Below are 26,124 nucleotides of genomic sequence, written 5' to 3' on the forward strand. Positions count from 1 at the left end.
TTGAAAACCTTGGGATAGCGCGCAGTTCGCAGCAAATAATGAGGGGACATACTGACATGGCCTATAGCGAAAACCTTTGGCTGTTTTTCCTGCTTTTGTTTGGCATCATCATTGTGCCGGGCATGGACATGCTGTTTGTGCTTGCAAGCTCTTTGACCGGCGGAAAACGCACCGGCTTTTTCGCTATTCTCGGTATCGTGGCCGGTGGTGTCGTCCACTCGCTGTATGGTGCGGCCGGTGTCGGGCTACTGGCTGCCTGGATGCCTAGCCTGTTCACACCGCTACTGGTGCTGGGCGCTGGTTACATGATCTGGATCGGCATCAGCCTGATGCGCAGTTCAATCACCGTGCAGGGCGATGAGGCATCGTCTAGCAAATCGGCATGGCGTGCCTTCCGGCGCGGCATCCTGACCTGCCTTGCCAACCCCAAGGCCTATCTGTTCATGCTGGCGGTTTATCCGCAGTTTCTGAAACCCGCCTATGGCCCGGTGTGGACACAAGGGTTGATCATGGGGGCCATGGTGGCTGCGACCCAGTTCAGCGTCTATGGCGCATTGGCGCTGACGGCGGATAAAAGTCGCAGGTTTCTGGTTTCATCACCTGCAGCAACGGTTTTTGTCGGACGTGCCGCGGGTCTGGTGCTGGTTGTTGTATCGGCGCTAACCCTGTGGGCGGAATTGACAAAAGTCTCTTAGATGACTGTTTTAGCAGCGAAAATCACCAAACCTCACCTTATTGTGACTTCTCTAGAAACGTCAAACGGGGCATGTTTGGGCGTCCCTAAATGTTGAATCGTCCCTTTGGCCGGTATCAAGGAGAGAAGCATATGAAATTGAAGACCATTGCGGCTGCCATGTTGTTCGGCTGTCTTTGCGCCGGAGCGGTTTCCGCTGCTGGCGAAATTGAAAAGCGCGAAGGCATGATGAAGCAAATCGGTGGCGCAATGGGCGCGCTGAATGCCATCGCCAAGGGCCAGAAGCCTTACGATGCTGAAGCGGTGAAGGCTGCTGTCACGACCATCAGCACAAATGCCAAGGCATTCCCTGATCAGTTCCCGGCGGGTACGGAGACCGGAAGTGCGGCGTCTCCAGCCATCTGGCAGAATTTCGATGACTTCAAGGCCAAGTCCGAAAAGCTCGGCGCAGACGCTGATGCCGTTCTGGCGCAGCTGCCTGCCGATCAGGCTGGCGTTGCAACCGCCATGCAGTCGCTCGGCGCTGATTGTGGTGTCTGCCACCAGACCTACCGCTTGAAGCGTTAAGCTTTAAGCCTGCTGAGAATGTGCGGCTGTTCAGCATGAGCCGCACATTCTGCTGACGATATCCATGGTCTGTCATCCCGATCGCTGGGGGTACGCGCAGACCGGCATTTTTCAGACTGTTTTTCAGACTGTGCATTTCGGGAGAATGATATGGCTTCGAAGCTTGTAAAGCTTGGTGCCGCCGCGGCTCTGGCTGCTGTTGCAGGTGCAGGCATTTTCTTCGTCGTTACGGCGCCGGACAGGCAGGCGCCAAGCCATTGGGCCAATGCCGGAACTCCAGATCTCGTCAATGGCGAAAACCTGTTCTGGGCCGGTGGTTGCGCAAGCTGTCATGCAGCGCCTGATGCTACGGGGGATACCCTGTTACAACTCTCTGGCGGCGCGCCGCTGCATAGCCCGTTCGGCACATTCTATGCGCCAAATATCTCGCCGGATTCAAAGGCCGGTATTGGTGAGTGGACCCTTGCAGAATTTGGCGATGCCATGACCCGTGGCACCGGCCGCAATGGTGAGCACCTCTATCCGTCCTTCCCGTATGCTTCCTATGCGCGAATGCCCGCCAAGGATATCAGCGATCTGTTTGCCTATATCAAGACATTGCCTGCCAGCGATCACGTCGCGCCGAACCATGACTTGCCATTCCCGTTCAACATCCGCCTGGCTCTCGGTGGCTGGAAGTTCCTGTATTTTGACGAAGGTGCGCCACGCGTCCAGCTGGCAAATGCCGATGCCGCACTGGTGCGCGGCCAGTATCTGGTCGAAGGGCCGGGCCATTGTGGTGAATGTCATACACCCCGCAACCTGTTGGGTGGTTTCCTCAAAGACAAGTGGCTGGCCGGTGGCCCCAATCCGGAAGGCGAGGGCAGCATTCCCAATATCACCCCTGGTTCCAGCGATATGGAAAACTGGGCTGATGCGGATATTGCAAGCTATCTGGAAACCGGCTTCACGCCAGAGTTCGACAGTGTTGGCGGCTCAATGGTGAAGGTGCAGCAAAACATGGCGCGCCTGCCAGCCGAAGACCGTGATGCGATTGCCGCCTACCTCAAGGCCATCCCGGCACGGTAATATCCTGTCTGAAAACTGATGTGGACGAATGGTGTGGCAAAAGCACCGTCGTCAACAGTCGGTTCTAAGCGGCTGCCATCGTCGGCTGGCGGAAGGTAATGTCAGCGCATCCAGACATTTCGAACAGCCATGCCGATGATGAAAAGCGGTATGGACGCGTTGCTCACGATATGCAGCATTCGTATTCGCGCGGCCAATCGGTCGCCTTTCTGTGCGCGTTGTTTCAGGATGGTATTGATCTTCGAAACATTCCTCCATCCGCCGAACCATGGTGGCTTCTGGTCGTCCAGCCCATCTTCTCTGGCGATCTTGCGGGCGTAGAAATATGTTGTGTAACCACACACCATGCTCACTACGAGTACGACCACTATCCACTGGTGCATTTGTTTTCCTCAACAACTAAAAATCACAAAAAACGCTCTTAACGTGCAAGCCCTTAGTGGTTGATAATGCAGCGTTGAAGATGGATCGACTTCGTTAACCACGCCTTTGAGAACCCTGCGGATTTAATCATCTCGTAAGCTGTTGCCTTCAGTAATGCCCGGCCTAGACGGGCGCTACCATTGCTTATTTCAGGCATGTGACGTCTCTGCATATTCGGGGTATGAAATGAATTCGATACTGACGTGCTTGGTGTATGAGCACGATATGCGACTGGTAGTGCTTGCGGGAATATTGTGCCTTCTTTCCGCGACGGTAGCGATGTTGCTGCTGCGGCGCGCTGTAAAAAGCACTGGCTTACCTCGTGTGATCTGGATTGCTGCGACCGGCGGGGCAAGCGGGTTTGGCATCTGGACCACCCATTTCGTGGCAATGCTTGCCTATGATCCCGGTTTTGTGTTCGGTTATGAAATTAATGGAACGCTGATTTCGCTGGCGGTTGCCATCGGAACGACGGTGGCGGCTGCGGCCTGCGCGACCTACGATACCGGTCGGCACGGTACTGTTGCTGCAGGTGTATTGTTCGGCATCGGCGTCACCAGCATGCACTTCATCGGAATGACGGCAATTGAACTGCCTGGCACCATTGTCTGGGATCGTTCCCTGGTCATTGCGGCTTCCATTTTGGCCGTTGTGCTATCTGTGCCAGCATTCGCGGTACGTCGCGCTGAAAAGACCAGCGGTTCACCTGTCATCCTGCCTGCCGCACTTTTGACGCTGGCAATCGTTGGCATGCACTTCACCGCCATGGGTGCAATCACTGTCGTGCCGGATTACTCCGCGCCAGCCAGCAACGTCATCTCTGCGGGCGTGATGGTTCTCATCATCACCTGCGTGACACTGTCCTTCCTGTTTGCCGGGCTGACGGCAGCAATGTTTGCCATGCGGGCAGAAATTGCAACGGTAGCTGGTGAAACCAATTTCCGACGCCTCGTGCAGGGTGTTACCGACTACGCAATCTATATGCTGGATACTGAGGGACGGGTCAGCAACTGGAACGTCGGTGCCGAGCGCGCCAAGGGTTACACGGCAGATGAAATTGTCGGCCAGCATTTCTCACAATTCTATTCACAGGAAGACAGGGCCGCAGGACTTCCTGAAAAGGCGCTTGAGACAGCCCGGACGAAAGGCAAGTTTGAATCTGAAGGATTGCGTTACCGCAAGGACGGTTCGTCCTTCTGGGCGGCTGTGGTAATTGATGCAATCTACGCTGAAGACGGCACCTTGGCCGGGTATGCCAAGATCACGCGGGATTGCACCGAGCAGAAACGTGCCGCCAACCGCATTCAGGAGGCTTCCGACAATCTGGCGCTTGCTTTGGACAACATGGCCAATGGCATCATGTTGTTCGACAAGGACGAACGGCTGGTTCTGCAGAATACACGCCTCAATGAAATCGTTGGTATTCCCGATGACGCGGCTCTGGTGGGCAAGACCTTCCGGGAAATCTGCGAACTACCCTATGGCCATGATTCGGGCAGCAAGATCGACGCCTCTGACTTTTATCACGGCCATATCGACCTGATCCGCGCGCCGGAAGGTGGCGAAACCATTCGCACGATCCAGAACGAACGCACTGTGCGTGTCATTCATCGCCCGGCCGTGCAAGGCGCATGGGTGACAACCGTCGAGGATATTACCGAACGGGTTAAATCTGAAAAACGCATTGCCCATCTTGCTCGCCATGACGTCTTGACCGGCCTGCCAAACCGCCGCCAATTTGTCGAAATGCTGGATGCCGCTATTCGAGACGCCGATACACTGACTTCAAAGGTCGCCGTTATCGCAGTCGATCTCGATAATTTCAAAGAGGTCAACGATACGCTCGGCCACGCCGCAGGTGACAGCGTTCTGGTGACATTGGCAAAGCGCCTGGGCGAACGACTGCTAACTGGCGAAACGGTTGGCCGCTTGGGCGGCGACGAATTTGTTGCCATAAAAAGCTTCAACGATCAGACAGAATTGGATGAATTCATCCGTCGCATGAATCGCTTGCTGACCACCAAAATAGAACTGTCCCACACCGAGATTGTGCCAGGTGCCAGCCTTGGCGTGGCGATTTATCCGCAGGATGCTACTGATCGGGAAAAGTTGCTCAGCAATGCCGATATGGCAATGTACCGTTCCAAGGCCAGCATCGAACAGAAGATCAGCTTCTATGAAGCGGCGATGGACGAAGCGGCCAGAGAACGGCGGGCCATGGGCCGTGATATCTGGATTGCGCTTGAACAGAAGCAGTTCTACTTGACCTACCAAGTACAGCGTTCGGTGAAGACCGATGAGGTCACCGGCTACGAGGTGCTGCTACGTTGGTTGCATCCAGAGAGAGGTCTCGTTTCACCAGTCGATTTCATTCCGATTGCAGAAGAATGTGGTGCGATCTCGGCGATTGGCGAATGGGTGCTGCAACAAGCCTGCCGTGAGGCCGCAGATTGGGACATCCCGCATAAGATTGCGGTCAATCTGTCCCCATTGCAGTTGAACAATGTTATATTGGTCGAGAAGGTCCGCGAGATTCTGCTGGACACCGGCCTGCCTGCTGCGCGTCTTGAGCTTGAAGTCACCGAAAGCGCCATCATTGGCGACAAGGCGCGTGCACTGCATATCCTGCGCCAGATCAAGGCGATGGGCGTAACGATTGCGATTGATGACTTCGGCACTGGTTATTCGTCGCTTGAAACACTGCGGTCCTTCCCGTTCGATAAGATCAAGCTCGACAAGAGCTTCGTACATGAGCTGGAAAGCCGACAGTCCAAGGCTTTCGTCCGGGCAATTGTTGCACTCGGCAAAAGCCTCGATGTGGCGGTGCTGGCTGAAGGTGTCGAGACACGCGAACAGTTGCAGGTGCTTTTGTCGGAAGGATGCGACGAGGTTCAAGGCTTTCTGTTCGGTCGCCCCGCAACACGCGAACAGCTGTCTGCTTCCACGCCTCTTCTTTTTGGTATCGGCAAAGCTGTGTGAGTTGATACCAAAAACGACTGCCCGTCTCGTGAGAAACGGGCAGGCCAAAATTCCGCGATATCAATGATGTACGGACGGATGAACAGCAGGCAAGGTGCAATCCTTGCTTTTGTTGTTATGACGCTTTGGCCAGTCCCTTGATGGCGGCCTTTGGCTGGTAGATGGTGTTTTTGCCGTAACCGCGATCTTCCGGCCCAAGCTTGGAGGCATCCGAGCCCGGCTCACGCTGCCATTTGCGGCGGTTAAGCTTGAAGCGCTTGACGAGATGTTCAAGTTCACCAGCACCATCGGCCAATGCTTCGGAAATGGCGCTCATGCTGCTGACCATCGCGGCATTTTGCTGGGTCATTTGATCGAGCGAGCCGATTGCCGAATTGATCTCTGACAGCTTCGTGGATTGTTCAGAAGAGCCAATCGCGATGGCCTCGACATTGCTTTCGATGCTCTGCACAAAGCCCTGAATGTTCTTGAGTGCATCACCTGTCTTACCAACCAGTCTGACTCCTTCATTGACCTCATTGGTCGAGTTCTTGATCAGGCCGGAGATTTCCTTGGCGGCGGAGGCTGAACGCTGGGCAAGCTCACGCACCTCCTGCGCGACGACCGCAAAACCTTTGCCTGCTTCACCGGCGCGGGCAGCCTCAACACCGGCGTTGAGGGCGAGCAAATTGGTCTGGAAGGCGATTTCATCGATGACGCCGATAATCTTGGAAATCTCGCGTGATGCGGTTTCAATGCGCGCCATGGCATCAACCGTTGCATCGACAACCTGCACGGAATCGACTGCTGCAATGCGGGCGTCCTGAACCAGCTTGCGGGCCTCGGCCGTGCGACCGGTGGATTCGCGAACCGTCTCGGTAATCTGCTCAAGGGCGGCGGAAGTTTCCTCGAGAGCCGCCGCCTGCTGCTCGGAGCGGGTGGCGATGCCACTGGCACTGGCGCGCATCTCGCCGCTTTTACTGGACAGCATGGCCGTTTCGGTCAGCACCTGCTCAAGGGTTTCCTGGAACTTTGCCAGCGACTGGTTGAAGTCGTGGCGCAGGTGGTCGAATTCAGGAACGAAGGGGTCATCGATTGTCAGACGAATATTGCATTCCGCCAGACGTTCAAGACCAGCGCCCACTTCCTGAAGTGCCCGTACGCGACCAGAGACATCGGTGGCAAACTTCACAACCTTGATGACCTTGCCTTCATCATTGAGGATTGGGTTGTAGGTCGCCTGAATGAAAATGGCGCTACCATCCTTGGTAATGCGCTTGAACTCGTCGGCATAAAATTCACCGGCAGCCAGACGTGGCCAGAAACCGGCATATTCATTGGAGGCAACATAGTCTGCCTCGCAGAACATCTTGTGGTGGCGTCCCTTGATCTCTTCGAGGCTGTAACCCAGCGCCGAGCAGAAGTTTTCATTGGCGGTCAGGATCGTGCCATCCGGCTTGAACTCGATGACGGCCTGCGCGCGCGACAGCGCGGAAATCTTGCCCTTGCTTTCCACGCTCTCCTGCTTGGCAGCAGTAATGTCGGTGGCGATCTTCACGACTTTGACAACCTTGCCGCCGCGGATAATCGGGTTGTAGCTGGCCTGGATCCAGATTTCTTCACCGCTCTTGGTCAGGCGGCGGAACTGGCGTTGCTCATACTGGCCGGAAGCGAGGCCCTTCCAGAACGTCTTGTAGTCTGCTGCGGCAGCGTCTTCTGCGCGCATGAACATTCGGTGGTGACGACCTTTGATTTCATCGAGCCGGTAACCGAGCGTCGCGCAGAAATTTTCGTTGGCGTCGAGCACCATGCCGTCGGGTGTAAAAGATATGATGGCCTGCGATCGGCTGAATGCAGACAGGATAGCCGCGGCTTCCGTGCTGAAAATGCGATCAAACCCCATAACTCCACCTGTCAAACTTGGTTAACGTCTATAACTATTCACTGGCAAATTTTAGTTAAAACTTTGATTAGATTTCCGCATTTTCAACTCTAACGGTACAATCACCTTGTCACGCAGCGACACTGATTGCCCGATTGAAACGTCGCCCATTGACTCAAACCGTGCCGCGCCGGATAACAATGATGTGATGGTTCCTTGCCGGGTTTTCCGGCGGGATGAAAAGGGAACACGATAGGGAATTGTCCTCATTCGTGGCTGCCCCCGCAACTGTGAACGGAGAGCCTGAAAACAAAGAGCCACTGGTCTGGCGCATCGACGCGAAATCATAGTGATTTTGCACTGTCGATGCGAAAAAACAGACAGACCGGGAAGGTGTTTTCAGGTTACGACCCGTGAGCCAGGAGACCTGCCATCGCGAGAGTGTCCATGCCGGCGGGGTGTCCGGAATTTGCGCGGTTTTGCGGAAATGCTTCGGCGGTTTCCTCTTTCTTCGTGTGCTTCCCCGTGGTGACGGATGTCGATTGCGGATCCGCGTGTCCATTGCATACGCTGCCGGTTCCGTTTTTGAGACTGCGTATGCATTGAGCGAGAGGGTTCACCATGTCTGTCCAAAACAACGTCGCCACGCAGGCGGTATCTGTAAAATCTGCCAGCGCAGTCCAGTCGCTTCTGGCCGTGTTCTGCGGCCTGTTCATCATCGGTTTTGTCGGCTTTTCGCATATCGAGGCCGTGCATAATGCCGCGCATGATACGCGCCATGCCAACGCCTTTCCCTGCCACTGAGGGAGAGCGGCATGTCGTCTTTTCGTAATATCGTTTTTACATCCGTTCTGGTGGGGCTGATCTGCGGACTTGCCGTCAGTCTCATGCAATATGTCGGCACCACCCCGTTGATCCTGCATGCCGAGACATTCGAATCGGCTGGAGGTGAGGCCGGGCATAGTCATGACGCAGCACCAGCAACCGGTGAAGCAGCTGCACCCACTGGCCACGCTCATGACGAAGAAGCCTGGGGACCGGCGGATGGTTTTGAGCGGAACGCCTACACGGCTGCTGCCAATATTCTGACGGCAATCGGTTATGCACTGGTTCTGACCGGCCTCATCTCACTGCGGGGCAGCAATATTGGCTGGCGTGAAGGTCTGTTCTGGGGGCTTGGCGGCTTTGCGGCCGTGGCTCTGGCGCCGATGGTCGGTCTGCCGCCTGAATTGCCGGGAAGCCCGGCTGGTGAACTGGCCGCGCGTCAGGCCTGGTGGATTGGCACTGCGGTAGCAACAGCGGGTGGCATTGCCCTGCTTGCCTTCCGTCGTGAGCCATGGGCAGCGGTTCTCGCTATCGTGCTGATTGCTGTGCCACATGTCATCGGTGCGCCGCTGCCGCCGGAAGGCGAGCATGCATTGGCACCACTGCCACTGGAGCGTCGGTTCATCATCCTTGCCACACTCACCAGCTTTGTTTTCTGGGTGTTGCTGGGTGCCTTGAGCGGCACGTTCCTCAAGCGCTTTGAAGCGGCCAAGTGAACAACGGTTCTGCCGAATGGAGCGTGGCGCTTGATGCGCTGCGCTTTTCTGTTACCGGGCATGGCGCGCCTTGCGCCGTGCACCGCCTTGCTTTCAAGGCATTGCTTGGTGCATCACCGGATAGCGAGGCTTGCCTTGCCTGTTTTACCGAGCATCAGGCTGCGTTTGAAGCTGCCGCCCGCGACAAGATCAAGCGACAAAATCTGGCGATGGATAAAAGCCTTCATCTGAACAGTCGGGATATTCGTCGCGCATTGGGTAACGATATCGCGCCGGGTCCACAGCGTGTCTGCCGGGTTCTCGACCGCGATTTTACCAGCTGAACTATCTCAGCGGTGCTCGGCTGCAAACGCCTTAATTTCTGCTTCCGCTTCCGGTCCCCACAGGTCAAGCGCCTTGAGGATCTCGGTGGTAAAACTGACCGGCGCGGTTCCCGCTGCCGTGATAATGCCCTGATCGCGTACCGCCTGTGGCTGGTCGCGATAATAATCGGCGCCCGTATAGGCTGGATAGGCGCTGTGTGAGGCAAGTGAGTTGCCGGTATGGGCAACGTTATTCAAAATGCCGGTGCTCCCGAGCATGCTGGCGGCCGCGCAAATGCCGGCGACCACACGCCCCTCCCGCCGGAACCGCTGCACCATCTCTGTAAAGTCCGGCGCGCTGCCACGCTCCCAACTCAGTCCGCCGGGAACAATCAGCGCATCGATCGATGCCGGATCAAGTGCACCATAGGCCACATCGGGCATGACTTTCAGGCCACCCATTGACGTTACGGGCGAACCATCCGGTGACGCAATGATGATTTCGGCACCCAGATAGCTGCGCGCCACCGCACTGAACAGGGCGCTTTCCCAATCGGCGAACTCGGGCGTCAATGCAATTGCAATACGGGTCATTGTCTTTGTCCTTGCTGACAGCAATCCAACGTTACGCAATAGCCTGCATGTAGCGCATGCCGGTGACCGGACGCGGTGTGAAGTCCATGTTTTCGTAGAAACGATGTGCAGCAACATTACCGGTGGCGGCACTGACAGAAAGGTAGTCACAGCCGCAACGCTTTGCGACATCGCGTGCACGCGACACCAGATGCTGGCCAGTACCGTGACCGCGATGACCATCACGGACGTAAAGGTGGTGCAGTTCCATGCCACGACGCGCCTCCTGCGCTCTGTAGAGCGGAACGAGAATGGCGTAGCCGATCAGCTCATCACCGGCTTCGGCAACAAGTGCGGTAATCCATGGAATAGGGCTGAACAGGTCGAGTTCCAGCTTTTCCGGCGTCATCACCGATGCGTCGCCATGATGTTTGGCAAGCAGAGCGATCATTTCGTTGAGCTGTGGCAGGTCAGCCTTGCGTGCGCCGCGAATGGTTACAACGGCGGGGCGTGGAAGGGTAATGGCACTGTCTTCGGTCATTTTTCGGTCCTTCGGGTTTTTTGAGGTGCCATCAGGACGTTTGAAAAACAACAAAGCCGCCTGACGGCGGCTTGTTGACATGATGATCTGTCGAGCCGCCCTTTACAGGTAGGCCCAAAAATACGTGCAGGAGATTGGTGCGCGATTGTTGATCATGGGCGACTAGATGCTCCTGAATCACAAGATTGTCAATCGGGATTTTTGCAGATGTTTCGTTTCAGTAAGGCCGCCTGAAATTAATGCTCACCTTCGCACAGCTTATGGTCCGAAAGTGCCCGGATCACGTAGCAATCTTCTATGGAATGCCCGTCGCAATGCGAAACGATCCGCTCCAGTTCCTGCTCCAGTTTTTTCAGCTTGGCAATTTTCCCGCGCACGGCGACCAGATGATCAGCTGCGATCCTGTCAGCACCCTCGCAGGGCTGCTGCCGGTGGTGGCTGAGGCGGATCAACTCACGGATGGCATCAATGTTGAGACCGAGATCGCGTGCGTGACGAATAAAGGCCAGCCGTTCCAGATCGGCCTTTTCATACCGGCGCTGATTGCCTTCGGATCGCTCTGCCGCCTCAATCAGCCCCATCTGTTCATAGTAACGGATAGTCGGGACCTTGACGCCCGTTCGCTTGGAAAGATCACCGATGGAAAGCATGTCCCGCTCCTCAAACCCATAGCTCTAGAAGACTTAAGGTTTTTCGCGGGATATATCAATGTCAAACAGCGTCAACCTCAAGCGACTGTTCAGCATCGCTTTTGCCGGATTGGGTATTATCGACATCAAGCGATTGCTTGATTGCCGCTTTGATCTTTTCCTCAACGGCCAGACGTTCGTCTGCTGGCAGAGCGGCAAATTCTTCTTCGGAAAGACCCAGTTGTTCCAGTAGCTTGGCGCGGATCATTTCGCCCGGCGTCAATTGTGACCATTCCTGCAATTCGGCCAAAAGACGATCACTGGATGATGTATCAACTGCATCGCCTGACATGGTGGTGGCTTCAGACTTGAGTTGTTCGATGTCCCAAAGGGAAGAGGCGAGAGACGCGTAGCTATTGACGCTGCTTGCGGCATCCTCGCGGCCACGCGAACCGGACTTTTCCTCGTCTGGTGTGAATGTTGCTCCCGATGTAACCGGCGAGAAGCTGTCTTCGGTTTTCGCGTCCCGTAATCTCGAACGCATCGGATAATAACTGTCCATATTTGAAATGGTCGTCATCGTGATTCTTCCTTCAGGAATCGTGATGACTAAACTCTACGAGCCGAAACATTCGCGAGGGCTGCGTCGGCATGGTTCTGTACTTCGAAGTGTGCCTTTTAATTTTCACAGAGATATAGTATACCCCCCTATATTATATTTAGGAGGGCCTCATGTCTCATACCGTTCGGGACAAGGAAAAGTTGCTGGCTCGTGTTCGTCGCCTCAAGGGGCAGATGGAGGCGGTCGAACGTGGGTTGGAGGCGGAGAAGCCCTGCGGCGAAATCTTGCAACTGTTGGCCTCAGTGCGCGGCGCGCTGTCCGGACTGACGGGCGAGATCATGCACGACCACCTGCATGAACATGTTGTGCATGCGGAAAGCGATGCTGAGCGTGAAAAAGCCGCCGATGAACTGGCGCAGGTCCTCAAAACCTATATTCGATGAGCGAAAGGTAACGGCCATGGCTGTTGATGGAAACTTTGCGGACAATGCACAACATGAGCACGTGTTTCTAGGCCGCGACCACGAGCGGAACGAGCGCCGTGTGTGGATGGTAATCGCGCTGACAAGTGTAATGATGGTAGCGGAAATTGCCGCCGGTACGATTTACGGATCGATGGCGCTGACAGCCGATGGCTGGCACATGTCCACTCATGCTGGCGCGATGCTGATTTCGGCACTGGCTTACATGTTTGCCCGCAAATATGCCCGCGACCCTCGGTACTCCTTCGGCACCGGCAAGTTCGGTGATCTCGCAGGATTTGCCAGTGCGGTCATCTTGGCGCTTGTGGCGCTGCTAATCGCCTGGGAAAGTGTGGTCCGCCTAGTGGCGCCGGTCGAGATTGATTTCAACCAAGCCATTCTCGTTGCTGTGCTGGGGCTTGGCGTCAATCTGGTCAGCGCCTGGTTGTTGAAGGACGATCATTCGCACCATGGTCGTGACCACGGACATGATGATCACGCCGGTCACGGCCACCACGCTCACGCGTCTCACGGTTCTCATGGATCGCACGGCAGCCATGGAGGGCACGACAACAATCTGCGCGCCGCCTATCTGCATGTGCTGGCAGATGCCTTGACCTCGGTTCTGGCCATCGTTGCGCTCATACTTGGTAAATGGCAGGGCTGGGTCGTGCTGGACCCATTGATGGGTGTTGTTGGTGGTCTTGTTATTGCGCGCTGGTCTTGGGGGCTAATTCGCGCCACCTCGGGTGTGTTGCTGGATGCGACACCTGCCGACAAGGGGCTGCCCAAAACGATCCGCGATATCGTCGAGAAAGACGGTGATGTGGTGACCGATCTGCATGTCTGGCAAGTTGGGCCGGGGCATTACGCAACCATTGTTGCTTTGGTGTCTCCGGCTGGAAAAAGTCCTGAGCTTTATAAAAAGGAATTAAGTAAAGTTCCGAAACTGGCGCATGTTACCGTGGAAGTCTCCGCTGCCGCGTAATGCGGCACGGTCTGTCAGAACTCTTCATATTCCTGATAGGCGCCCTGAACCCATTCCATCTTGGCGGCAACTTTTTCTTCTGCCGAGATGGGCTTGGAGGCATCCTGGTCAACAGGTGCACGCGCACCGCCGACAGCCCAAAGAACATTGGCCAACGAACTGGATAGTACCGTGCTGCTGACGGTCGGCAAACCACTTCGTCTGCTCTGCTCTTGTTCCTGCTGCACAGGCTCGGCGTTCTTCTTGTCCAAGTCATGTATGCGACCCTGGTAGGGGTTGCCACTAACGCTGCTTTCAATCTGCATGGCACTTATCCTGCGTTGAAAAATATGACGATTATCTATCGTCCAGAACTTGCGTCAGGCTGTTTTTTGCCGGTTTTCCGGGCTTGACAGGGGTAAAGGTGCTGCTTCGCGGCACTAAAACCACACATTCTGAGAAGAAATGACCGGTCATTACTTGGGGTGCGCAACCAATTTGCGCGCCAATGACTGTTTCAGCCAAGAATCGGCGGGGTTTTTATTTGGTTGTTGAGTCGGGGAGAGAATCGGTTGCTACACGGCCACTGAAATGCCGGTAGCAGGATGTCCATCAAGACAGAGGTCTTCAGAACGGAGATCGTCAAAAGCGACTGCCCCGGCATCGCGTTTGCAGTGCCGGGGCAGGGAATGTTGTATCAGGCCTTTGGCTTGCGCTTGGCGAAGGGCTTGTCCTTCTTGGCTTGCGGCTTGCCGGCATTGTCGCCTGTCTTCTCAAACTTCGGCTTGCTGTCTTTTTTCTTCCAAGGCTTGTCGCTGGTCTTGGCTGCGAAGTCAGGCTTGCCGCCAAACTTCTTCGGGCCGGAGGAGGAGGGGCGGTCATCACGACGCTCGCCACGCTTCTCGTCGCGACGCTCAAAGCTGCGGTCGTCACGGCGCTCAGTCGACATATCCGGCTTGCCCTCAAGGGCCTTGACGCGGATACCCTTTTCAAGGGCCATGTCTTTGCCAATCGAAGATACGAAACGGTCAACGGCATCAGCGGCCAGTTCCACATAGGTTTCGTTCTGCTGCATGCGGATCGCGCCAATATCCTGGCGGGTCAGCTTGCCGAAGCGGCACAACATAGGAATGAGCCAACGTGGTTCAGCGCTCTGCTTGCGGCCAACCGAAAGCGAGAACCATGCGCTATCGGCAAACTCGTTGCGATCGCGGCGTGGTGCCGTGTTTGTGTCGCCCTCAGTGTTTTCGCGGCGCGGCTTACGGGTGTTATCAACCGAAACCTCGGTCAACTCTTCCGGAGCGGAACGGCCGGAGTGGTAGAGGCGGATAAAGGCCGCTGCCACCTGTTCTGCGCCGTGCGTTTCAAGCAGCGTTTTGACAAAGCCGCTTTCGTCGTCGCTGATTGCCTGCGAAAGCGAGGCATCGGCCAGCAGACGCTCGGCGTCACGCTCGATGATCTCGTCGGCAGATGGGGGACGTACCCACTGTGGCTGTACGCGTGCACCCTCGAGCAGACGCTCGGCCTTGCGACGCTGGTTGACGGGCACGATTAGAGCGCTGACGCCCTTGTTGCCAGCGCGACCGGTACGGCCACTGCGGTGCAGCAGTGTTTCCGAGTTGGTCGGCAGGTCGGCATGGATAACCAGTTCCAGACCGGGAAGGTCGATACCGCGGGCGGCAACGTCGGTTGCGATGCAGACGCGGGCACGACCGTCACGCATGGCTTGCAGCGCGTGTGTGCGCTCGTTCTGTGTCAGTTCGCCGGACAGGGCAACAACAGAAAAACCACGGTTGTTGAAACGCGCTGTCAGGTGATTAACGGCTGCACGGGTTGAGCAGAACACGATAGCATTGCGTGCTTCGTAGAAACGCAGCGCATTGATAATGGCGTTCTCGCGGTCGGCAGGTGCCGTCAGCATCGCGCGATATTCAATATCACCGTGCTGCTTCTGTTCGGAAGCGGCCGCGATACGAATGGCGTTTTTCTGGTAGCTTTCAGCCAGCTTGGCGATGCTGCGCGGCACTGTTGCCGAGAACATCAGTGTGCGGCGATCCTTAGGAGAAGATTCCAGAATGAATTCGAGGTCTTCACGGAAGCCAAGGTCGAGCATTTCGTCGGCTTCATCCAGCACGACGGCGCGCAACGACGAAACGTCGAGCCCGCCGCGATTGATGTGGTCGCAAAGGCGACCAGGTGTGCCGACAACAATGTGCGCGCCGCGTTCAAGCACGCGACGTTCGGTGCGAACATCCATGCCGCCGACGCAGGACGCAATCGATGCGCCAGACATTTCGTAGAGCCACTCGAGTTCGCGTTTTACCTGAAGGGCAAGTTCGCGGGTTGGCGCAATTACCAGCGCCAGAGGTGCGGCCGCAGGGCCGAAGGTTTTGCGGTCTTCCAGCAGTGTGGAAGCAAGTGCAAGACCGAAGGCTACGGTCTTGCCGGAGCCGGTTTGGGCGGAAACAAGCGCATCGGCGCCTTCCAGCTCGGGTGCAAGCATGGCCTGCTGCACAGGTGTCAAATCAGTATAGCCACGTTTTTGCAACGCCTGAGCGAGCGCCGGGGCAAGGCCCTGGATGTCTGTCATCTATCGTCTTTCGGAATTGGAGAGCGTCCGCCTGCACAGGTCTTGGAAACAGTGCTGGTGGACCATTCAGCCCCGGAAATACCGGTTCATTGGCCGCGCTTCTACTTGGAATACGCGGCTTTGTACAGTCCAGCAGTCGAAAATGCCTGAATTCAGCGCTTCAAGCAGCCTAACATGGTGAATATTGCCGGGAAAAAAGTCACAGGCCAGACCTAATGCAGGGTGGATTCACCCAAGAAATTGAGATTGCTTGTTCGGCAGCTGCTGTATCTCTGCTTCGCATCTATCAAACAAAGGAGCGCTCGCGATCAAGAATGCGATTGAGTGCCGCGGCCTTTTGCTATTTGCAACGGCATTTACTCCGCCGTGTGACCAATAAGGTTTTTGGCCGGGCGAACCGATCTGCGAAAAACCGGCATTGCGCGTGCTTGACCTTTTCGGTAATAGACGCGCAACTTGAGGCTCAAGGTCATATTGAGCTGGTATGAGGTGCCGTATCCGCCGTGCGGACGGCGTAACGGGTGGTACTGGTCAAGACTATGGCTCGCATTGTCATGAAATTCGGCGGAACGTCCGTCGCCAATCTCGAACGCATCCATAACGTGGCGCGCCATGTGAAACGTGAAGTAGATGCCGGTCACGAAGTGGCCGTTGTTGTGTCTGCCATGTCGGGCAAGACCAATGAACTGGTTGACTGGGTGCAGAACATGCCCAAGGTCGCCGGTGCGGATTCACCGTTTTATGACGCGCGCGAGTATGATGCCATTGTTGCATCCGGTGAGCAGGTAACGTCTGGTCTTTTGGCCATTGCCTTGCAGTCTTTGGGTGTCAATGCCCGTTCCTGGCAGGGCTGGCAGATCGCGATCCGCACGGATAACGCTCACGGTGCTGCCCGTATTCAGGAAATCGATGGTTCGGACATCATCCGTCGAATGGGCGAGGGGCAGGTTGCCGTTGTCGCCGGTTTCCAGGGCATTGGTCCTGACAACCGCATTGCAACGCTTGGCCGTGGCGGCTCCGACACCTCTGCTGTTGCTATTGCCGCTGCCGTCAAGGCAGATCGCTGCGATATCTACACCGACGTCGATGGCGTTTACACCACTGACCCGCGCATCGAGCCAAAAGCGCGCCGCATGAAGAAGATCGCATTCGAGGAAATGCTTGAAATGGCATCGCTCGGCGCCAAGGTCTTGCAGGTCCGTTCCGTTGAACTGGCCATGGTACACAAGGTTCGTACCTTCGTGCGTTCAAGTTTCGAGGATCCCGATGCACCGGGCATGGGTGACCTTTTCAATCCGCCCGGTACGTTGATTTGTGACGAGGATGAGATCGTGGAACAGGAAGTAGTCACCGGCATCGCTTACGCCAAGGATGAGGCTCAAATCTCCCTGCGCCGTCTGGCAGACCGCCCGGGCGTATCGGCAGCCATCTTTGGCCCGCTGGCAGAAGCACATATCAACGTCGACATGATCGTGCAGAACATCTCTGAAGATGGTTCGCGCACCGACATGACCTTCACCGTGCCAGCAGGCGACATGGACAAGGCGCTCAAGATCCTGGAAGAAAACAAGGCCCATATCGGCTTTGACGTTGTCCAGAGCGAGCCCGGCCTTGCCAAGGTTTCCGTCATTGGTATCGGTATGCGCAGCCATGCAGGTGTTGCTGCCAGCGCCTTCAAAGCGCTCGCCGCCAAGAACATCAACATCAACGCCATCACCACGTCGGAAATCAAGATTTCTATCCTGATTGACGGTGCATATGCGGAACTTGCAGTTCGCACTTTGCATTCCGCTTACGGTCTGGATAAAAGTTGATTCGATAGCGGTGGTTCGCACTGCTTCGGTTTGCCGAAGCACTGTCCTCCGTTTGGAGCGTGCTTTGTATGATGCCTTGAGGAGTGGGCGTCGTACGAAGCACGCTCCAACTTGTTTGATGTGTGCATCACTCAAAACGTGAACCGTTTTCGTGCGGATGCTGTAGCGAATGAAGGAGCATCGCGATGAGAGACCTTGCAGCCGGTCCGCGCGTCCTCCTCAAGAAGCTTCGCGAAATGATGGCGGAGCAACTTGAGCCTCAGGAGCGCTTGGACCAGATTGTGCGGCAGATTGCCGGGAACATGGTCGCGGAGGTGTGTTCCGTTTACGTGCTGCGTTCTGATGGCGTCCTCGAACTTTACGCCACAGAGGGTCTGAACAAGGGTGCTGTCCACCTGGCCCAGCTTAAAATGGGGCAGGGCCTTGTCGGTACCATTGCCGCATCGGCGCAACCGCTCAACCTTTCCGATGCCCAATCGCATCCCGCTTTCCGCTACCTGCCGGAAACCGGCGAAGAAATTTATCACTCTTTCCTCGGTGTGCCGATTTTGCGATCTGGCCGCACTTTGGGCGTTCTCGTTGTGCAGAACAAGGTCAGCCGCAATTACCGCGAAGATGAGGTAGAGGCGCTGGAAACGACTGCCATGTTGATTGCCGAAATCGTTGCGAGTGGTGAACTAAAGAAGATAACCAAGCCCGGCGTGGAGCTTGACCTGACGCGCGCAATCAGCGTCGATGGCGATGGCTATAGTGAAGGCATCGGTCTTGGCCACGTCGTGCTGCATGATCCGCGTGTCGTGGTCACCAATCTTCTAAACGAGGATGCCGATACCGAAATCCGTCGTCTGGCTGAGGCGATCGGTTCCCTGCGCCTGTCGATCGACGACATGCTGCAGCGCCGTGACGTACCCACCGAAGGTGAACACCGTGAGGTTCTGGAAACCTACCGCATGTTTGCTCATGATCAGGGCTGGGTGCGGCGCATGGAGGAAGCCATCCGCAACGGCCTGACGGCTGAGGCGGCGGTCGAAAAAGTGCAGAGCGATACCAAGGCGCGCATGATGCGCCTGACCGATCCCTATCTGCGCGAGCGCATGCATGATTTCGACGATCTTGCCAACCGCTTGCTGCGCCAGCTTACCGGCTTTAGCGGGCGTGGCCCGGGCGAGGATTTCCCGAGCGACGCCATCATTCTGGCACGTGCCATGGGTGCTGCCGAACTGCTGGACTATCCGCGGGAAAAACTGCGCGGTCTTGTGCTGGAGGACGGCGCGGTTACCAGCCACGTTGTAATCGTGGCGCGTGCCATGGGTATTCCTGTTATCGGGCAAGCCGCAGGCATCGTGGCCCTTGCCGAAAACAATGACGCCATCATCATTGATGGTGATGATGGGCAGGTGCATCTGCGTCCGATCATGGACCTGCAGCGCGCTTACGAAGAAAAAGTACGGCTGCGCGCGCGTCGTCAGGAACAGTTCCGCGCTTTGCGCTCTGTCGATCCAATCACCAAGGATGGCCAGTTCATTAATCTCAAGATGAATGCTGGCCTGCTCGTAGACCTGCCGCAACTGGCCGAATCCGGCGCTGATGGCATTGGCCTGTTCCGCACCGAACTGCAGTTCATGATTGCCTCGACCATGCCGAAGGGAGAGGAGCAGGAAGCCTTCTATCGCAGCGTTCTGCGCAATGCGAAAGGCAAGCCTGTTACCTTCCGTACCCTAGACATTGGCGGTGACAAGGTCGTGTCCTACATGCGCGGACAGGAAGAGGAAAACCCGGCGCTTGGCTGGCGTGCGATCCGCCTGTCGCTGGACCGTCCCGGTCTGTTGCGCACACAGATGCGCGCTCTGTTGCGCGCAGCCTCCGGTGCCGAATTGAAGATGATGCTGCCGATGATTACGGAAGTGTCTGAAATTCACGCGGTGCGCGAACTGATGCAGAAAGAAATTCAGCATCTGTCCAAGTTCGGCCATGCACTGCCGCGCAAACTGCAATTTGGTGCCATGCTGGAAGTGCCAGCCTTGTTGTGGCAGTTGGACGAACTGATGCAGGAAGTTGACTTCGTGTCTGTTGGCTCGAATGATCTTTTCCAGTTCTCCATGGCAGTGGACCGCGGCAATGCACGCGTTTCGGACCGTTTTGATATTCTCGGCAAACCGTTCCTGAGGATCCTGCGTGACATCGTGCGGGCCGGCGAACGTAACAACAAGCCGGTGACGTTGTGCGGTGAAATGGCCGGCAGGCCGCTTTCCGCCATGGCACTGATCGGCCTTGGCTTCCGTTCGGTCTCCATGTCGCCCACATCGATTGGTCCGGTAAAGGCCATGTTGCTGGGGCTGGATGTTGGTGCGCTGTCGGTCGAGTTGAATGCGGCGCTCGATGACCATAAATCTCTGGAAAGTCCGCGCATCCTGTTGCAAAGGTTTGCCGCGGAACATTCCATTCCAGTCTGAGACACAAGGGATTTCCCGCGTTTTTGAGCGCAATGTGTTTCAGGTCTTTTTGAATTCAAATACCGGAGCGAAGGTTGGCAAAGCTACCCGTCGAAAAAATGCGCGAGCTTTCAAGGCGTTTCGAGGAAATCGAAGCGCGGATGTCCGCTGGCCCTGCTGCTGATGTCTATGTGAAGCTGGCGTCCGAATATTCCGAGCTTCAGCCTGTGGTGAAGAAAATCCAGGAATATGAAAAGGCATTGGCCGAGCAGGCAGACCTGCAGGCGCTTCTGGCTGACAAGACGACGGACCGCGACATGCGTGATCTGGCCGAAGCTGAATTACCTGATCTTTCCGAGCGCATCGAGCAGCTCGAAAAAGAGATGCAAATTCTGCTGCTGCCCAAGGATGCCGCCGACGAAAAGAGCGCTATTCTGGAAATTCGCGCCGGCACCGGTGGCTCGGAAGCAGCCCTTTTTGCAGGCGACCTTTTCCGCATGTATGAACGATTTGCCAGCACCAAGGGCTGGAAGGTTGAAGTGCTGTCATCCAGCGAAGGTGACGCAGGTGGTTTCAAGGAAATCATCGCCACCATTACCGGGCGCGGCGTGTTCTCCAAGCTGAAGTTCGAATCCGGTGTCCACCGCGTTCAGCGCGTGCCAGATACCGAAGCGAGCGGCCGTATTCACACGTCGGCCGCAACCGTTGCGGTGTTGCCCGAGGCCGAAGAAATCGATATTGAAATTCGCCCGGAAGACATTCGCATTGATACGATGCGCGCGTCCGGTGCCGGTGGTCAGCACGTTAACACCACGGACTCTGCGGTGCGCATCACCCACTTGCCGACCGGTCTGATTGTGACCAGTTCGGAGAAGTCGCAGCACCAGAACCGCGCCAAGGCCATGCAGGTGCTGCGTTCGCGCCTCTATGATATCGAACGGCAGAAGGTCGACAGCGAACGGTCCGCCGATCGTAAAAGCCAGGTTGGTTCGGGCGATCGTTCTGAGCGTATCCGCACCTACAATTTCCCGCAGGGTCGGGTGACCGACCATCGCATCAACCTCACGCTTTACAAGCTTGACCGGATGATCGAGGGCGAAATTGACGAGATGGTGGACGCGTTGATTGCCGACTATCAGGCCGGACAACTCGCACAGTTGGGTGAACAGCGCGGATGACGGTCGCACCGCGCACCATTGCCGACCTGTTGGCTGAGGCCCGCAAACGTTTCGACGCGGCCGGTGTGGCTGATCCGGTCTTTGATGCGCGCCTTCTGGTGAGCGGCATTCTCGGGCTGTCTCTAACCGATGTTTTGCTCAAGGGTAGCGATAGTGTTGCCGATGATGTGGCGCAAGGGGTACTGGGTGCCATTGCACGGCGAGAAACCGGCGAACCTGTCCACCGCATTCTCGGCAAGCGTGAGTTTTACGGCCTGGAATTTTTCCTGTCGTCCGGCACGTTGGAGCCACGCCCGGATACCGAAACACTTGTTGATACCGTTCTACCGTATCTGCACTCCGCAGTTGCCGCCAAAGGATCGTCGCAGCTGCTGGATATGGGGACCGGGACGGGCGCAATCTGTCTTTCGCTGATACACGAATGTCCGGGCGCAGAAGGTGTCGGCAGCGATATTTCCGAGGATGCCTTGGCAACCGCTTGGCGTAATGCGGTGGCAAATGGTGTTTCTGACCGCTTTAAAACAGTGAAAAGTCACTGGTTTGACAAAATCGAGGGCAGTTTCGACATAATCGTGTCAAACCCGCCTTATATACGAAGCGCTGTCATTGAAACGCTGGACCGCGATGTGCGGGAGTTCGATCCCATGGCTGCTTTGGATGGCGGGCCGGATGGTCTGGAACCCTACAGGGCAATTGCCCGTGGTGCAGGCGGATTTTTAACAGAAAATGGCATCATCGGGGTCGAGATCGGGTTTGATCAGAGACAAGATGTTGAAACGATCTTCAAGTCAGCCGGTTTTCCTTGCATCGCAGGGGTGAAAGATTACGGTGGAAACGATCGTGTTCTAGTATTTCGAAAGTAAGGGAGCCGCTGCGCTTCCCTCCTGTTTTAAGGATATTTTGCAAAGCAAAAGAAAAGACTTGGTTTTCCGCATGAAGCGGGATAGTTTGCAGCCACATGCAGGGTGACTGAGGGCGAACTAGATTCGCCCGGGTTTGGTCAGTCCCTAGGGGAGTTCCTTGAAGAACTCTGAAAGGCTGGGCGTTTCCGGCATGTGAATCATAAACTTCATTTCGCAAGCAACCCGGTAAAGCCATGGGGGCAACCGGACGCGAAGGCGAGGTCTTGATCCGGCCTGTCCGGCAAGCCGCGTGGTTAATTCGTGAGCACAACAGAATTCAGGTGAGCAATTGATGAGGCCAGGACAGCAAAATAAGCGCGGCCGTGGGCGTGGAAATAACAACAACAATAACAACAATAATGGCGGTGGTGGTAATAACAACTTCAACCGCAAGGGCGGGAATCCGCTCACTCGGACCTATGACAGCTCCGGTCCGGATGTAAAAATCCGCGGTACTGCCCAGCATATTGCTGAAAAATATTCCGCTCTGGCCCGTGATGCGCAAAGCTCCGGCGACCGGGTTATGGCTGAAAACTACCTGCAGCACGCAGAACACTATAACCGCATCATTGCTGCCGCACAGGCGCATATGCAGGAACGTGTCCAGCGTGACGAACGTAATGCTGACTACAACAACGAGCGCGATGGTGACGACGTTGACGGCAACGACAACGATAGCGACAGCGACGACACAATCGGTTCCGCTGCTCCGCAGGTGCAGCAGTCTGGTGATGACGATGAACAGCCTTCCTACGATGACGGCAGCGGTCCGCAGCCCGTAATCGAAGGCACGCCGCTCGAGGTCGCCGTGGAAGAAGAAGCTCAGGCAGCTGAAGCTCCTCGTGAGCGCCAGCCGCGTCGCCGCAGCACTGGCCCGCGTCCACGTCGTCCACGTCGAACCGCTGAAAATGCGGAAGGTGGCGAAGAGGCGGGTGGCGAGGCTGCTGCTGAGCCAGCCGCACTTGAAGGCGCCGCTGAATAAGCGACATACTTCCTATAGAGATATTTCGAAAACCCCGGCTTGCCGGGGTTTTCTGTTTGTGCAGATGCGGTCGCAACGACTAATCGTGCCGCAGCAAATTTGATGATCGTCATGCGCTCATGTTTTTCTGCGTTGCGTTGTCTGCAACCTCTTTAAACCGCGAAAATCGCTTACCATATCAAGCACAACGGAAGGGCCGGTTGGCTGCTTCCAAAGCATGTTTCTATCCAGGACATGCGAAACGAAGAGGCGATGGTGCGGATATGTCCGTTGGCGTCGTAGCGGGGCTTGCCGTTATCGGGAGCCTTTACCCTAACATCCGGGTCTGTGCCGCTTGAGGGCAGACCGGTTCAAGGAGGCATATATGAATATCGAAAAATACTCCGAGCGGGTGCGCGGATTTTTGCAATCTGCCCAAACCCATGCGCTTGCTGAGGACCATCAGCAGTTTGCGCCGGAACACGTTCTGAAAGTATTGCTGGATGACGACCAGGGCATGGCGTCTTCGCTGATTGAGCGTGCTGGCGGTAATGCCAAGGAAGCACGGCTCGCCAATGATATTGCGCTTTCGAAGCTGCCTAAGGTCTCCGGTGGCAATGGCGGACTGTCACTGACGGCACCGCTTGCCAAGGTATTTGCAACGGCCGAAGACGCTGCCAAGAAATCCGGCGACAGCTTTGTCACGGTCGAACGCCTTTTGCTGGCTCTGGCCATTGAAGGCAGCGCGTCGACGTCAGCGACACTGAAAAAGGCTGGTGTTACTGCGCAAGGCCTGAACCAGGTTATCAACGACCTTCGCAAGGGTCGCACGGCAGATACTGCCAATGCAGAACAGGGCTTTGATGCGCTGAAGAAATTTGCACGCGACCTGACTGCGGAAGCTCGCGAAGGCAGGCTCGATCCTGTGATTGGCCGCGACGATGAAATTCGCCGCACCATGCAGGTTCTGTCGCGCCGCACGAAAAACAATCCGGTTCTGATCGGTGAACCCGGCGTTGGTAAAACAGCGATTGCTGAAGGCCTGGCATTGCGTATCATCAATGGTGACGTGCCTGAAAGCCTCAAGGACAAAAAGCTGATGGCGCTCGATATGGGCGCGTTGATTGCCGGTGCGAAATATCGCGGTGAATTTGAGGAGCGCCTGAAGGCTGTTCTGAACGAGGTTCAGTCAGAAGACGGCGGCATCATCCTGTTCATCGACGAAATGCACACGCTGGTCGGTGCAGGCAAGGCAGATGGCGCAATGGATGCGTCCAACCTGCTGAAGCCGGCTCTGGCGCGTGGTGAGTTGCACTGTGTTGGCGCGACCACGTTGGATGAGTACCGCAAGCACGTTGAAAAAGATCCGGCTCTCGCCCGTCGTTTCCAGCCAGTTTTGGTTGATGAACCGACAGTGGAAGACACGATTTCCATTCTGCGCGGCTTGAAGGAAAAATACGAGCAGCACCACAAGGTCCGTATTTCGGATTCGGCACTGGTGGCGTCTGCGACTTTGTCCAATCGTTATATTACCGATCGCTTCCTGCCGGACAAGGCGATTGACCTGATGGATGAGGCTGCATCGCGTCTTCGTATGCAGGTTGATTCCAAGCCGGAAGAACTGGATGAACTGGACCGTCGTATTATTCAGCTGAAGATTGAGCGTGAAGCCTTGAAGCAGGAGACCGATGTGTCCTCTGCCGACCGGTTGAAAAAGCTGGAAGACGAACTGGTTGATACAGAAGAGAAGGCGGATGCGCTGACGGCGCGCTGGCAGGCGGAGAAGCAGAAACTCGGCCATGCTGCGGACCTGAAAAAGCAGATTGACGATGCACGCAACGAATTGGCAATTGCACAGCGCAGTGGCCAGTTCCAGCGGGCAGGTGAGTTGACGTATGGTATTATTCCGGGCCTTGAAAAAGCACTTGCTGCGGCGGAAGAACGCGACGCAAGTGGTGCTGGTTCAATGGTGCAGGAAGTGGTGACGGCGGACAACATCGCCCAGGTTATCTCGCGCTGGACAGGCATTCCGGTAGACCGGATGTTGGAAGGCCAGCGTGAAAAGCTGCTGCGTATGGAAGACGAACTGGCCAAATCAGTGGTCGGTCAGGGTGAAGCCGTTCAGGCGGTTTCCAAGGCGGTGCGCCGTTCGCGTGCCGGTTTGCAGGACCCCAATCGTCCAATCGGCTCGTTCATCTTCCTAGGCCCGACCGGCGTTGGTAAAACCGAGCTGACAAAGGCGCTGGCACGCTTCCTGTTCGACGACGAAACCGCGATGGTTCGCTTGGACATGTCGGAATACATGGAGAAGCATTCCGTGGCTCGCTTGATCGGTGCGCCTCCCGGTTATGTCGGTTACGAGGAAGGTGGTGCACTGACGGAGGCCGTGCGTCGCCGCCCATATCAGGTCGTGCTGTTCGACGAGATCGAAAAGGCGCATCCGGATGTGTTCAACGTGCTGTTGCAGGTTCTTGATGATGGCCGCCTGACCGATGGTCAGGGTCGTACCGTCGATTTCAAGAACACCATCATCATCATGACCTCGAACCTCGGTTCGGAATTCATGACGCAGATGGGCGACAATGACGATGTGGAATCGGTGCGGGAACTGGTCATGGAAAGGGTGCGTAGCCACTTCCGTCCGGAATTCCTCAACCGTATCGACGACATCATCCTGTTCCACCGCCTGCGGCGTGAAGAAATGGGCGCGATCGTCGATATCCAGTTGAAGAGACTGGTGGCCCTGTTGTCCGAGCGCAAGATCACGCTTGATCTGGATGAAGATGCCCGTGTCTGGCTTGCCAATAAGGGTTACGATCCGGCCTATGGTGCACGTCCGCTGAAGCGCGTTATTCAGAAGACGGTACAGGACAAGCTGGCTGAAATGATCCTTGGTGGCGAAGTGCCTGATGGCTCTCGCGTAAAGGTGACATCCGGCACCGACCGTCTGCACTTCAAGGCAAAAGCCGGCAAGGGCAGTACGGAAACCGAAGCATCTGCCGACGCTGCTTAAGGACTAAATCAGGGCACCCAATTGGGTGCCCTTTTTGTTTGGCGTTCCCCCTGAGTGACTGAGGCC

General features: G+C 56.2%; 23 protein-coding genes and 1 riboswitch. Of the genes, 15 read left to right on the plus strand and 8 right to left on the minus strand.

Annotated features, from left to right (window positions below):
- Positions 1-56: 56 nt before the first annotated feature.
- From IB237_RS03830 to IB237_RS03840, 3 genes are all read left to right on the plus strand, one after another.
- Entirely contained in the window at positions 57-695 is a 639-nt protein-coding gene (locus tag IB237_RS03830) for a LysE family translocator (protein ID WP_192487258.1), read from the plus strand.
- Positions 696-826: 131 nt separating this feature from the next.
- Complete coding sequence (locus tag IB237_RS03835) at positions 827-1,261, plus strand: cytochrome c (RefSeq protein ID WP_192487259.1); 435 nt, start codon at positions 827-829, stop codon at positions 1,259-1,261.
- Positions 1,262-1,411: 150 nt separating this feature from the next.
- Positions 1,412-2,329 carry a cytochrome c gene (locus tag IB237_RS03840; protein WP_192487260.1) on the plus strand — a complete coding sequence of 306 codons (918 nt, stop codon included), beginning with the start codon at positions 1,412-1,414 and terminating at the stop codon, positions 2,327-2,329.
- Between the two features lie 101 nt (positions 2,330-2,430).
- Here the strand turns inward: IB237_RS03840 and IB237_RS03845 are convergent, their stop codons facing one another.
- Positions 2,431-2,712, minus strand: coding sequence for a hypothetical protein (locus tag IB237_RS03845; RefSeq protein ID WP_192487261.1), 282 nt, complete (start codon positions 2,710-2,712; stop codon positions 2,431-2,433).
- A 226-nt stretch (positions 2,713-2,938) separates the two neighbouring features.
- On the opposite strand from IB237_RS03845, the gene IB237_RS03850 reads away from it, so the two are divergent.
- Positions 2,939-5,731: an EAL domain-containing protein gene (locus IB237_RS03850; protein ID WP_192487262.1), complete on the plus strand. Its 2,793-nt coding sequence runs from the start codon at positions 2,939-2,941 to the stop codon at positions 5,729-5,731.
- Positions 5,732-5,846: 115 nt separating this feature from the next.
- Here the strand turns inward: IB237_RS03850 and IB237_RS03855 are convergent, their stop codons facing one another.
- A complete protein-coding gene (locus tag IB237_RS03855; RefSeq protein WP_192487263.1) occupies positions 5,847-7,613 on the minus strand; it encodes a PAS domain-containing methyl-accepting chemotaxis protein in 1,767 nt (588 codons plus the stop codon).
- Positions 7,614-7,784: 171 nt separating this feature from the next.
- A riboswitch (cobalamin riboswitch) is annotated at positions 7,785-8,042 on the plus strand.
- 171 nt (positions 8,043-8,213) lie between these two features.
- On the opposite strand from IB237_RS03855, the gene IB237_RS03860 reads away from it, so the two are divergent.
- From IB237_RS03860 to IB237_RS03870, 3 genes are read left to right on the plus strand one after another with little or no spacing between them, the layout of a single operon-like run.
- Positions 8,214-8,396: a CbtB domain-containing protein gene (locus tag IB237_RS03860; protein ID WP_192487264.1), complete on the plus strand. Its 183-nt coding sequence runs from the start codon at positions 8,214-8,216 to the stop codon at positions 8,394-8,396.
- An 11-nt stretch (positions 8,397-8,407) separates the two neighbouring features.
- On the plus strand, positions 8,408-9,133 hold the full coding sequence (locus tag IB237_RS03865; protein WP_192487265.1) for a CbtA family protein: 726 nt from the start codon (positions 8,408-8,410) through the stop codon (positions 9,131-9,133).
- Positions 9,130-9,456, plus strand: coding sequence for a DUF1488 family protein (locus IB237_RS03870; protein ID WP_192487266.1), 327 nt, complete (start codon positions 9,130-9,132; stop codon positions 9,454-9,456). The genes IB237_RS03865 and IB237_RS03870 overlap by 4 nt, the downstream gene beginning before the upstream one ends.
- A 6-nt stretch (positions 9,457-9,462) precedes the next feature.
- Here IB237_RS03870 and IB237_RS03875 read toward each other — a convergent pair whose 3' ends face one another.
- The 4 genes from IB237_RS03875 to IB237_RS03890 all read right to left on the minus strand — a co-directional run bounded on the left by IB237_RS03875 (position 9,463) and on the right by IB237_RS03890 (position 11,758).
- Entirely contained in the window at positions 9,463-10,029 is a 567-nt protein-coding gene (locus IB237_RS03875; RefSeq protein ID WP_192487267.1) for a type 1 glutamine amidotransferase family protein, read from the minus strand.
- 31 nt (positions 10,030-10,060) lie between these two features.
- Entirely contained in the window at positions 10,061-10,549 is a 489-nt protein-coding gene (locus IB237_RS03880) for a GNAT family N-acetyltransferase (protein ID WP_192487268.1), read from the minus strand.
- A 236-nt stretch (positions 10,550-10,785) separates the two neighbouring features.
- The gene (locus IB237_RS03885) at positions 10,786-11,199 is read right to left on the minus strand and encodes a helix-turn-helix domain-containing protein (protein WP_192487269.1); all 414 of its coding nucleotides are present in this window, start codon (positions 11,197-11,199) and stop codon (positions 10,786-10,788) included.
- A gap of 61 nt (positions 11,200-11,260) precedes the next feature.
- Entirely contained in the window at positions 11,261-11,758 is a 498-nt protein-coding gene (locus IB237_RS03890; protein ID WP_192487270.1) for a hypothetical protein, read from the minus strand.
- A 152-nt stretch (positions 11,759-11,910) separates the two neighbouring features.
- Between IB237_RS03890 and dmeR the strand changes: the two genes are divergently transcribed.
- The gene (gene dmeR / locus IB237_RS03895; protein WP_192487271.1) at positions 11,911-12,183 is read left to right on the plus strand and encodes a Ni(II)/Co(II)-sensing transcriptional repressor DmeR; all 273 of its coding nucleotides are present in this window, start codon (positions 11,911-11,913) and stop codon (positions 12,181-12,183) included.
- A gap of 16 nt (positions 12,184-12,199) precedes the next feature.
- Positions 12,200-13,189: a CDF family Co(II)/Ni(II) efflux transporter DmeF gene (gene dmeF / locus IB237_RS03900; RefSeq protein WP_192487272.1), complete on the plus strand. Its 990-nt coding sequence runs from the start codon at positions 12,200-12,202 to the stop codon at positions 13,187-13,189.
- Positions 13,190-13,203: 14 nt separating this feature from the next.
- Here dmeF and IB237_RS03905 read toward each other — a convergent pair whose 3' ends face one another.
- A complete protein-coding gene (locus tag IB237_RS03905; RefSeq protein WP_192487273.1) occupies positions 13,204-13,494 on the minus strand; it encodes a hypothetical protein in 291 nt (96 codons plus the stop codon).
- 371 nt (positions 13,495-13,865) lie between these two features.
- On the minus strand, positions 13,866-15,758 hold the full coding sequence (locus tag IB237_RS03910; protein WP_192487274.1) for a DEAD/DEAH box helicase: 1,893 nt from the start codon (positions 15,756-15,758) through the stop codon (positions 13,866-13,868).
- A 539-nt stretch (positions 15,759-16,297) separates the two neighbouring features.
- Between IB237_RS03910 and IB237_RS03915 the strand changes: the two genes are divergently transcribed.
- From IB237_RS03915 to clpB, 6 genes are all read left to right on the plus strand, one after another.
- Positions 16,298-17,572 (plus strand): aspartate kinase, encoded by a 1,275-nt coding sequence (locus tag IB237_RS03915; protein ID WP_192487275.1) that lies wholly within the window; start codon positions 16,298-16,300, stop codon positions 17,570-17,572.
- A 185-nt stretch (positions 17,573-17,757) separates the two neighbouring features.
- Positions 17,758-20,025 carry a phosphoenolpyruvate--protein phosphotransferase gene (ptsP, locus tag IB237_RS03920; RefSeq protein WP_192487276.1) on the plus strand — a complete coding sequence of 756 codons (2,268 nt, stop codon included), beginning with the start codon at positions 17,758-17,760 and terminating at the stop codon, positions 20,023-20,025.
- A 74-nt stretch (positions 20,026-20,099) separates the two neighbouring features.
- Positions 20,100-21,182: a peptide chain release factor 1 gene (prfA, locus tag IB237_RS03925; protein WP_192487277.1), complete on the plus strand. Its 1,083-nt coding sequence runs from the start codon at positions 20,100-20,102 to the stop codon at positions 21,180-21,182.
- Positions 21,179-22,045 carry a peptide chain release factor N(5)-glutamine methyltransferase gene (gene prmC, locus IB237_RS03930; protein WP_192487278.1) on the plus strand — a complete coding sequence of 289 codons (867 nt, stop codon included), beginning with the start codon at positions 21,179-21,181 and terminating at the stop codon, positions 22,043-22,045. Before prfA ends, prmC begins: the two co-directional genes overlap by 4 nt.
- A gap of 331 nt (positions 22,046-22,376) precedes the next feature.
- Positions 22,377-23,066: a DUF4167 domain-containing protein gene (locus IB237_RS03935; RefSeq protein ID WP_192487279.1), complete on the plus strand. Its 690-nt coding sequence runs from the start codon at positions 22,377-22,379 to the stop codon at positions 23,064-23,066.
- A 364-nt stretch (positions 23,067-23,430) separates the two neighbouring features.
- On the plus strand, positions 23,431-26,058 hold the full coding sequence (clpB, locus tag IB237_RS03940) for an ATP-dependent chaperone ClpB (protein WP_192487280.1): 2,628 nt from the start codon (positions 23,431-23,433) through the stop codon (positions 26,056-26,058).
- Positions 26,059-26,124: the final 66 nt, after the last annotated feature.

The sequence above is a fragment of the Agrobacterium sp. AGB01 genome, assembly GCF_014851585.1.
Classification (GTDB): domain Bacteria; phylum Pseudomonadota; class Alphaproteobacteria; order Rhizobiales; family Rhizobiaceae; genus Agrobacterium.

Excerpts from the sequence above, each read along its gene's own strand:
- dmeR (WP_192487271.1), top strand. The coding sequence starts at position 11,911 with ATGTCTCATACCGTTCGGGACAAGGAAAAGTTGCTGGCTCGTGTTCGT.
- IB237_RS03890 (WP_192487270.1), bottom strand. The coding sequence starts at position 11,758 with ATGACGACCATTTCAAATATGGACAGTTATTATCCGATGCGTTCGAGA.
- clpB (WP_192487280.1), top strand. The coding sequence starts at position 23,431 with ATGAATATCGAAAAATACTCCGAGCGGGTGCGCGGATTTTTGCAATCT.
- IB237_RS03910 (WP_192487274.1), bottom strand. The coding sequence starts at position 15,758 with ATGACAGACATCCAGGGCCTTGCCCCGGCGCTCGCTCAGGCGTTGCAA.
- IB237_RS03850 (WP_192487262.1), top strand. The coding sequence starts at position 2,939 with ATGAATTCGATACTGACGTGCTTGGTGTATGAGCACGATATGCGACTG.
- dmeF (WP_192487272.1), top strand. The coding sequence starts at position 12,200 with ATGGCTGTTGATGGAAACTTTGCGGACAATGCACAACATGAGCACGTG.
- IB237_RS03885 (WP_192487269.1), bottom strand. The coding sequence starts at position 11,199 with ATGCTTTCCATCGGTGATCTTTCCAAGCGAACGGGCGTCAAGGTCCCG.
- IB237_RS03880 (WP_192487268.1), bottom strand. The coding sequence starts at position 10,549 with ATGACCGAAGACAGTGCCATTACCCTTCCACGCCCCGCCGTTGTAACC.
- IB237_RS03835 (WP_192487259.1), top strand. The coding sequence starts at position 827 with ATGAAATTGAAGACCATTGCGGCTGCCATGTTGTTCGGCTGTCTTTGC.
- IB237_RS03830 (WP_192487258.1), top strand. The coding sequence starts at position 57 with ATGGCCTATAGCGAAAACCTTTGGCTGTTTTTCCTGCTTTTGTTTGGC.
- ptsP (WP_192487276.1), top strand. The coding sequence starts at position 17,758 with ATGAGAGACCTTGCAGCCGGTCCGCGCGTCCTCCTCAAGAAGCTTCGC.
- IB237_RS03860 (WP_192487264.1), top strand. The coding sequence starts at position 8,214 with ATGTCTGTCCAAAACAACGTCGCCACGCAGGCGGTATCTGTAAAATCT.
- IB237_RS03905 (WP_192487273.1), bottom strand. The coding sequence starts at position 13,494 with ATGCAGATTGAAAGCAGCGTTAGTGGCAACCCCTACCAGGGTCGCATA.
- IB237_RS03875 (WP_192487267.1), bottom strand. The coding sequence starts at position 10,029 with ATGACCCGTATTGCAATTGCATTGACGCCCGAGTTCGCCGATTGGGAA.
- IB237_RS03935 (WP_192487279.1), top strand. The coding sequence starts at position 22,377 with ATGAGGCCAGGACAGCAAAATAAGCGCGGCCGTGGGCGTGGAAATAAC.
- IB237_RS03865 (WP_192487265.1), top strand. The coding sequence starts at position 8,408 with ATGTCGTCTTTTCGTAATATCGTTTTTACATCCGTTCTGGTGGGGCTG.
- IB237_RS03845 (WP_192487261.1), bottom strand. The coding sequence starts at position 2,712 with ATGCACCAGTGGATAGTGGTCGTACTCGTAGTGAGCATGGTGTGTGGT.
- IB237_RS03855 (WP_192487263.1), bottom strand. The coding sequence starts at position 7,613 with ATGGGGTTTGATCGCATTTTCAGCACGGAAGCCGCGGCTATCCTGTCT.
- prmC (WP_192487278.1), top strand. The coding sequence starts at position 21,179 with ATGACGGTCGCACCGCGCACCATTGCCGACCTGTTGGCTGAGGCCCGC.
- IB237_RS03915 (WP_192487275.1), top strand. The coding sequence starts at position 16,298 with ATGGCTCGCATTGTCATGAAATTCGGCGGAACGTCCGTCGCCAATCTC.
- IB237_RS03840 (WP_192487260.1), top strand. The coding sequence starts at position 1,412 with ATGGCTTCGAAGCTTGTAAAGCTTGGTGCCGCCGCGGCTCTGGCTGCT.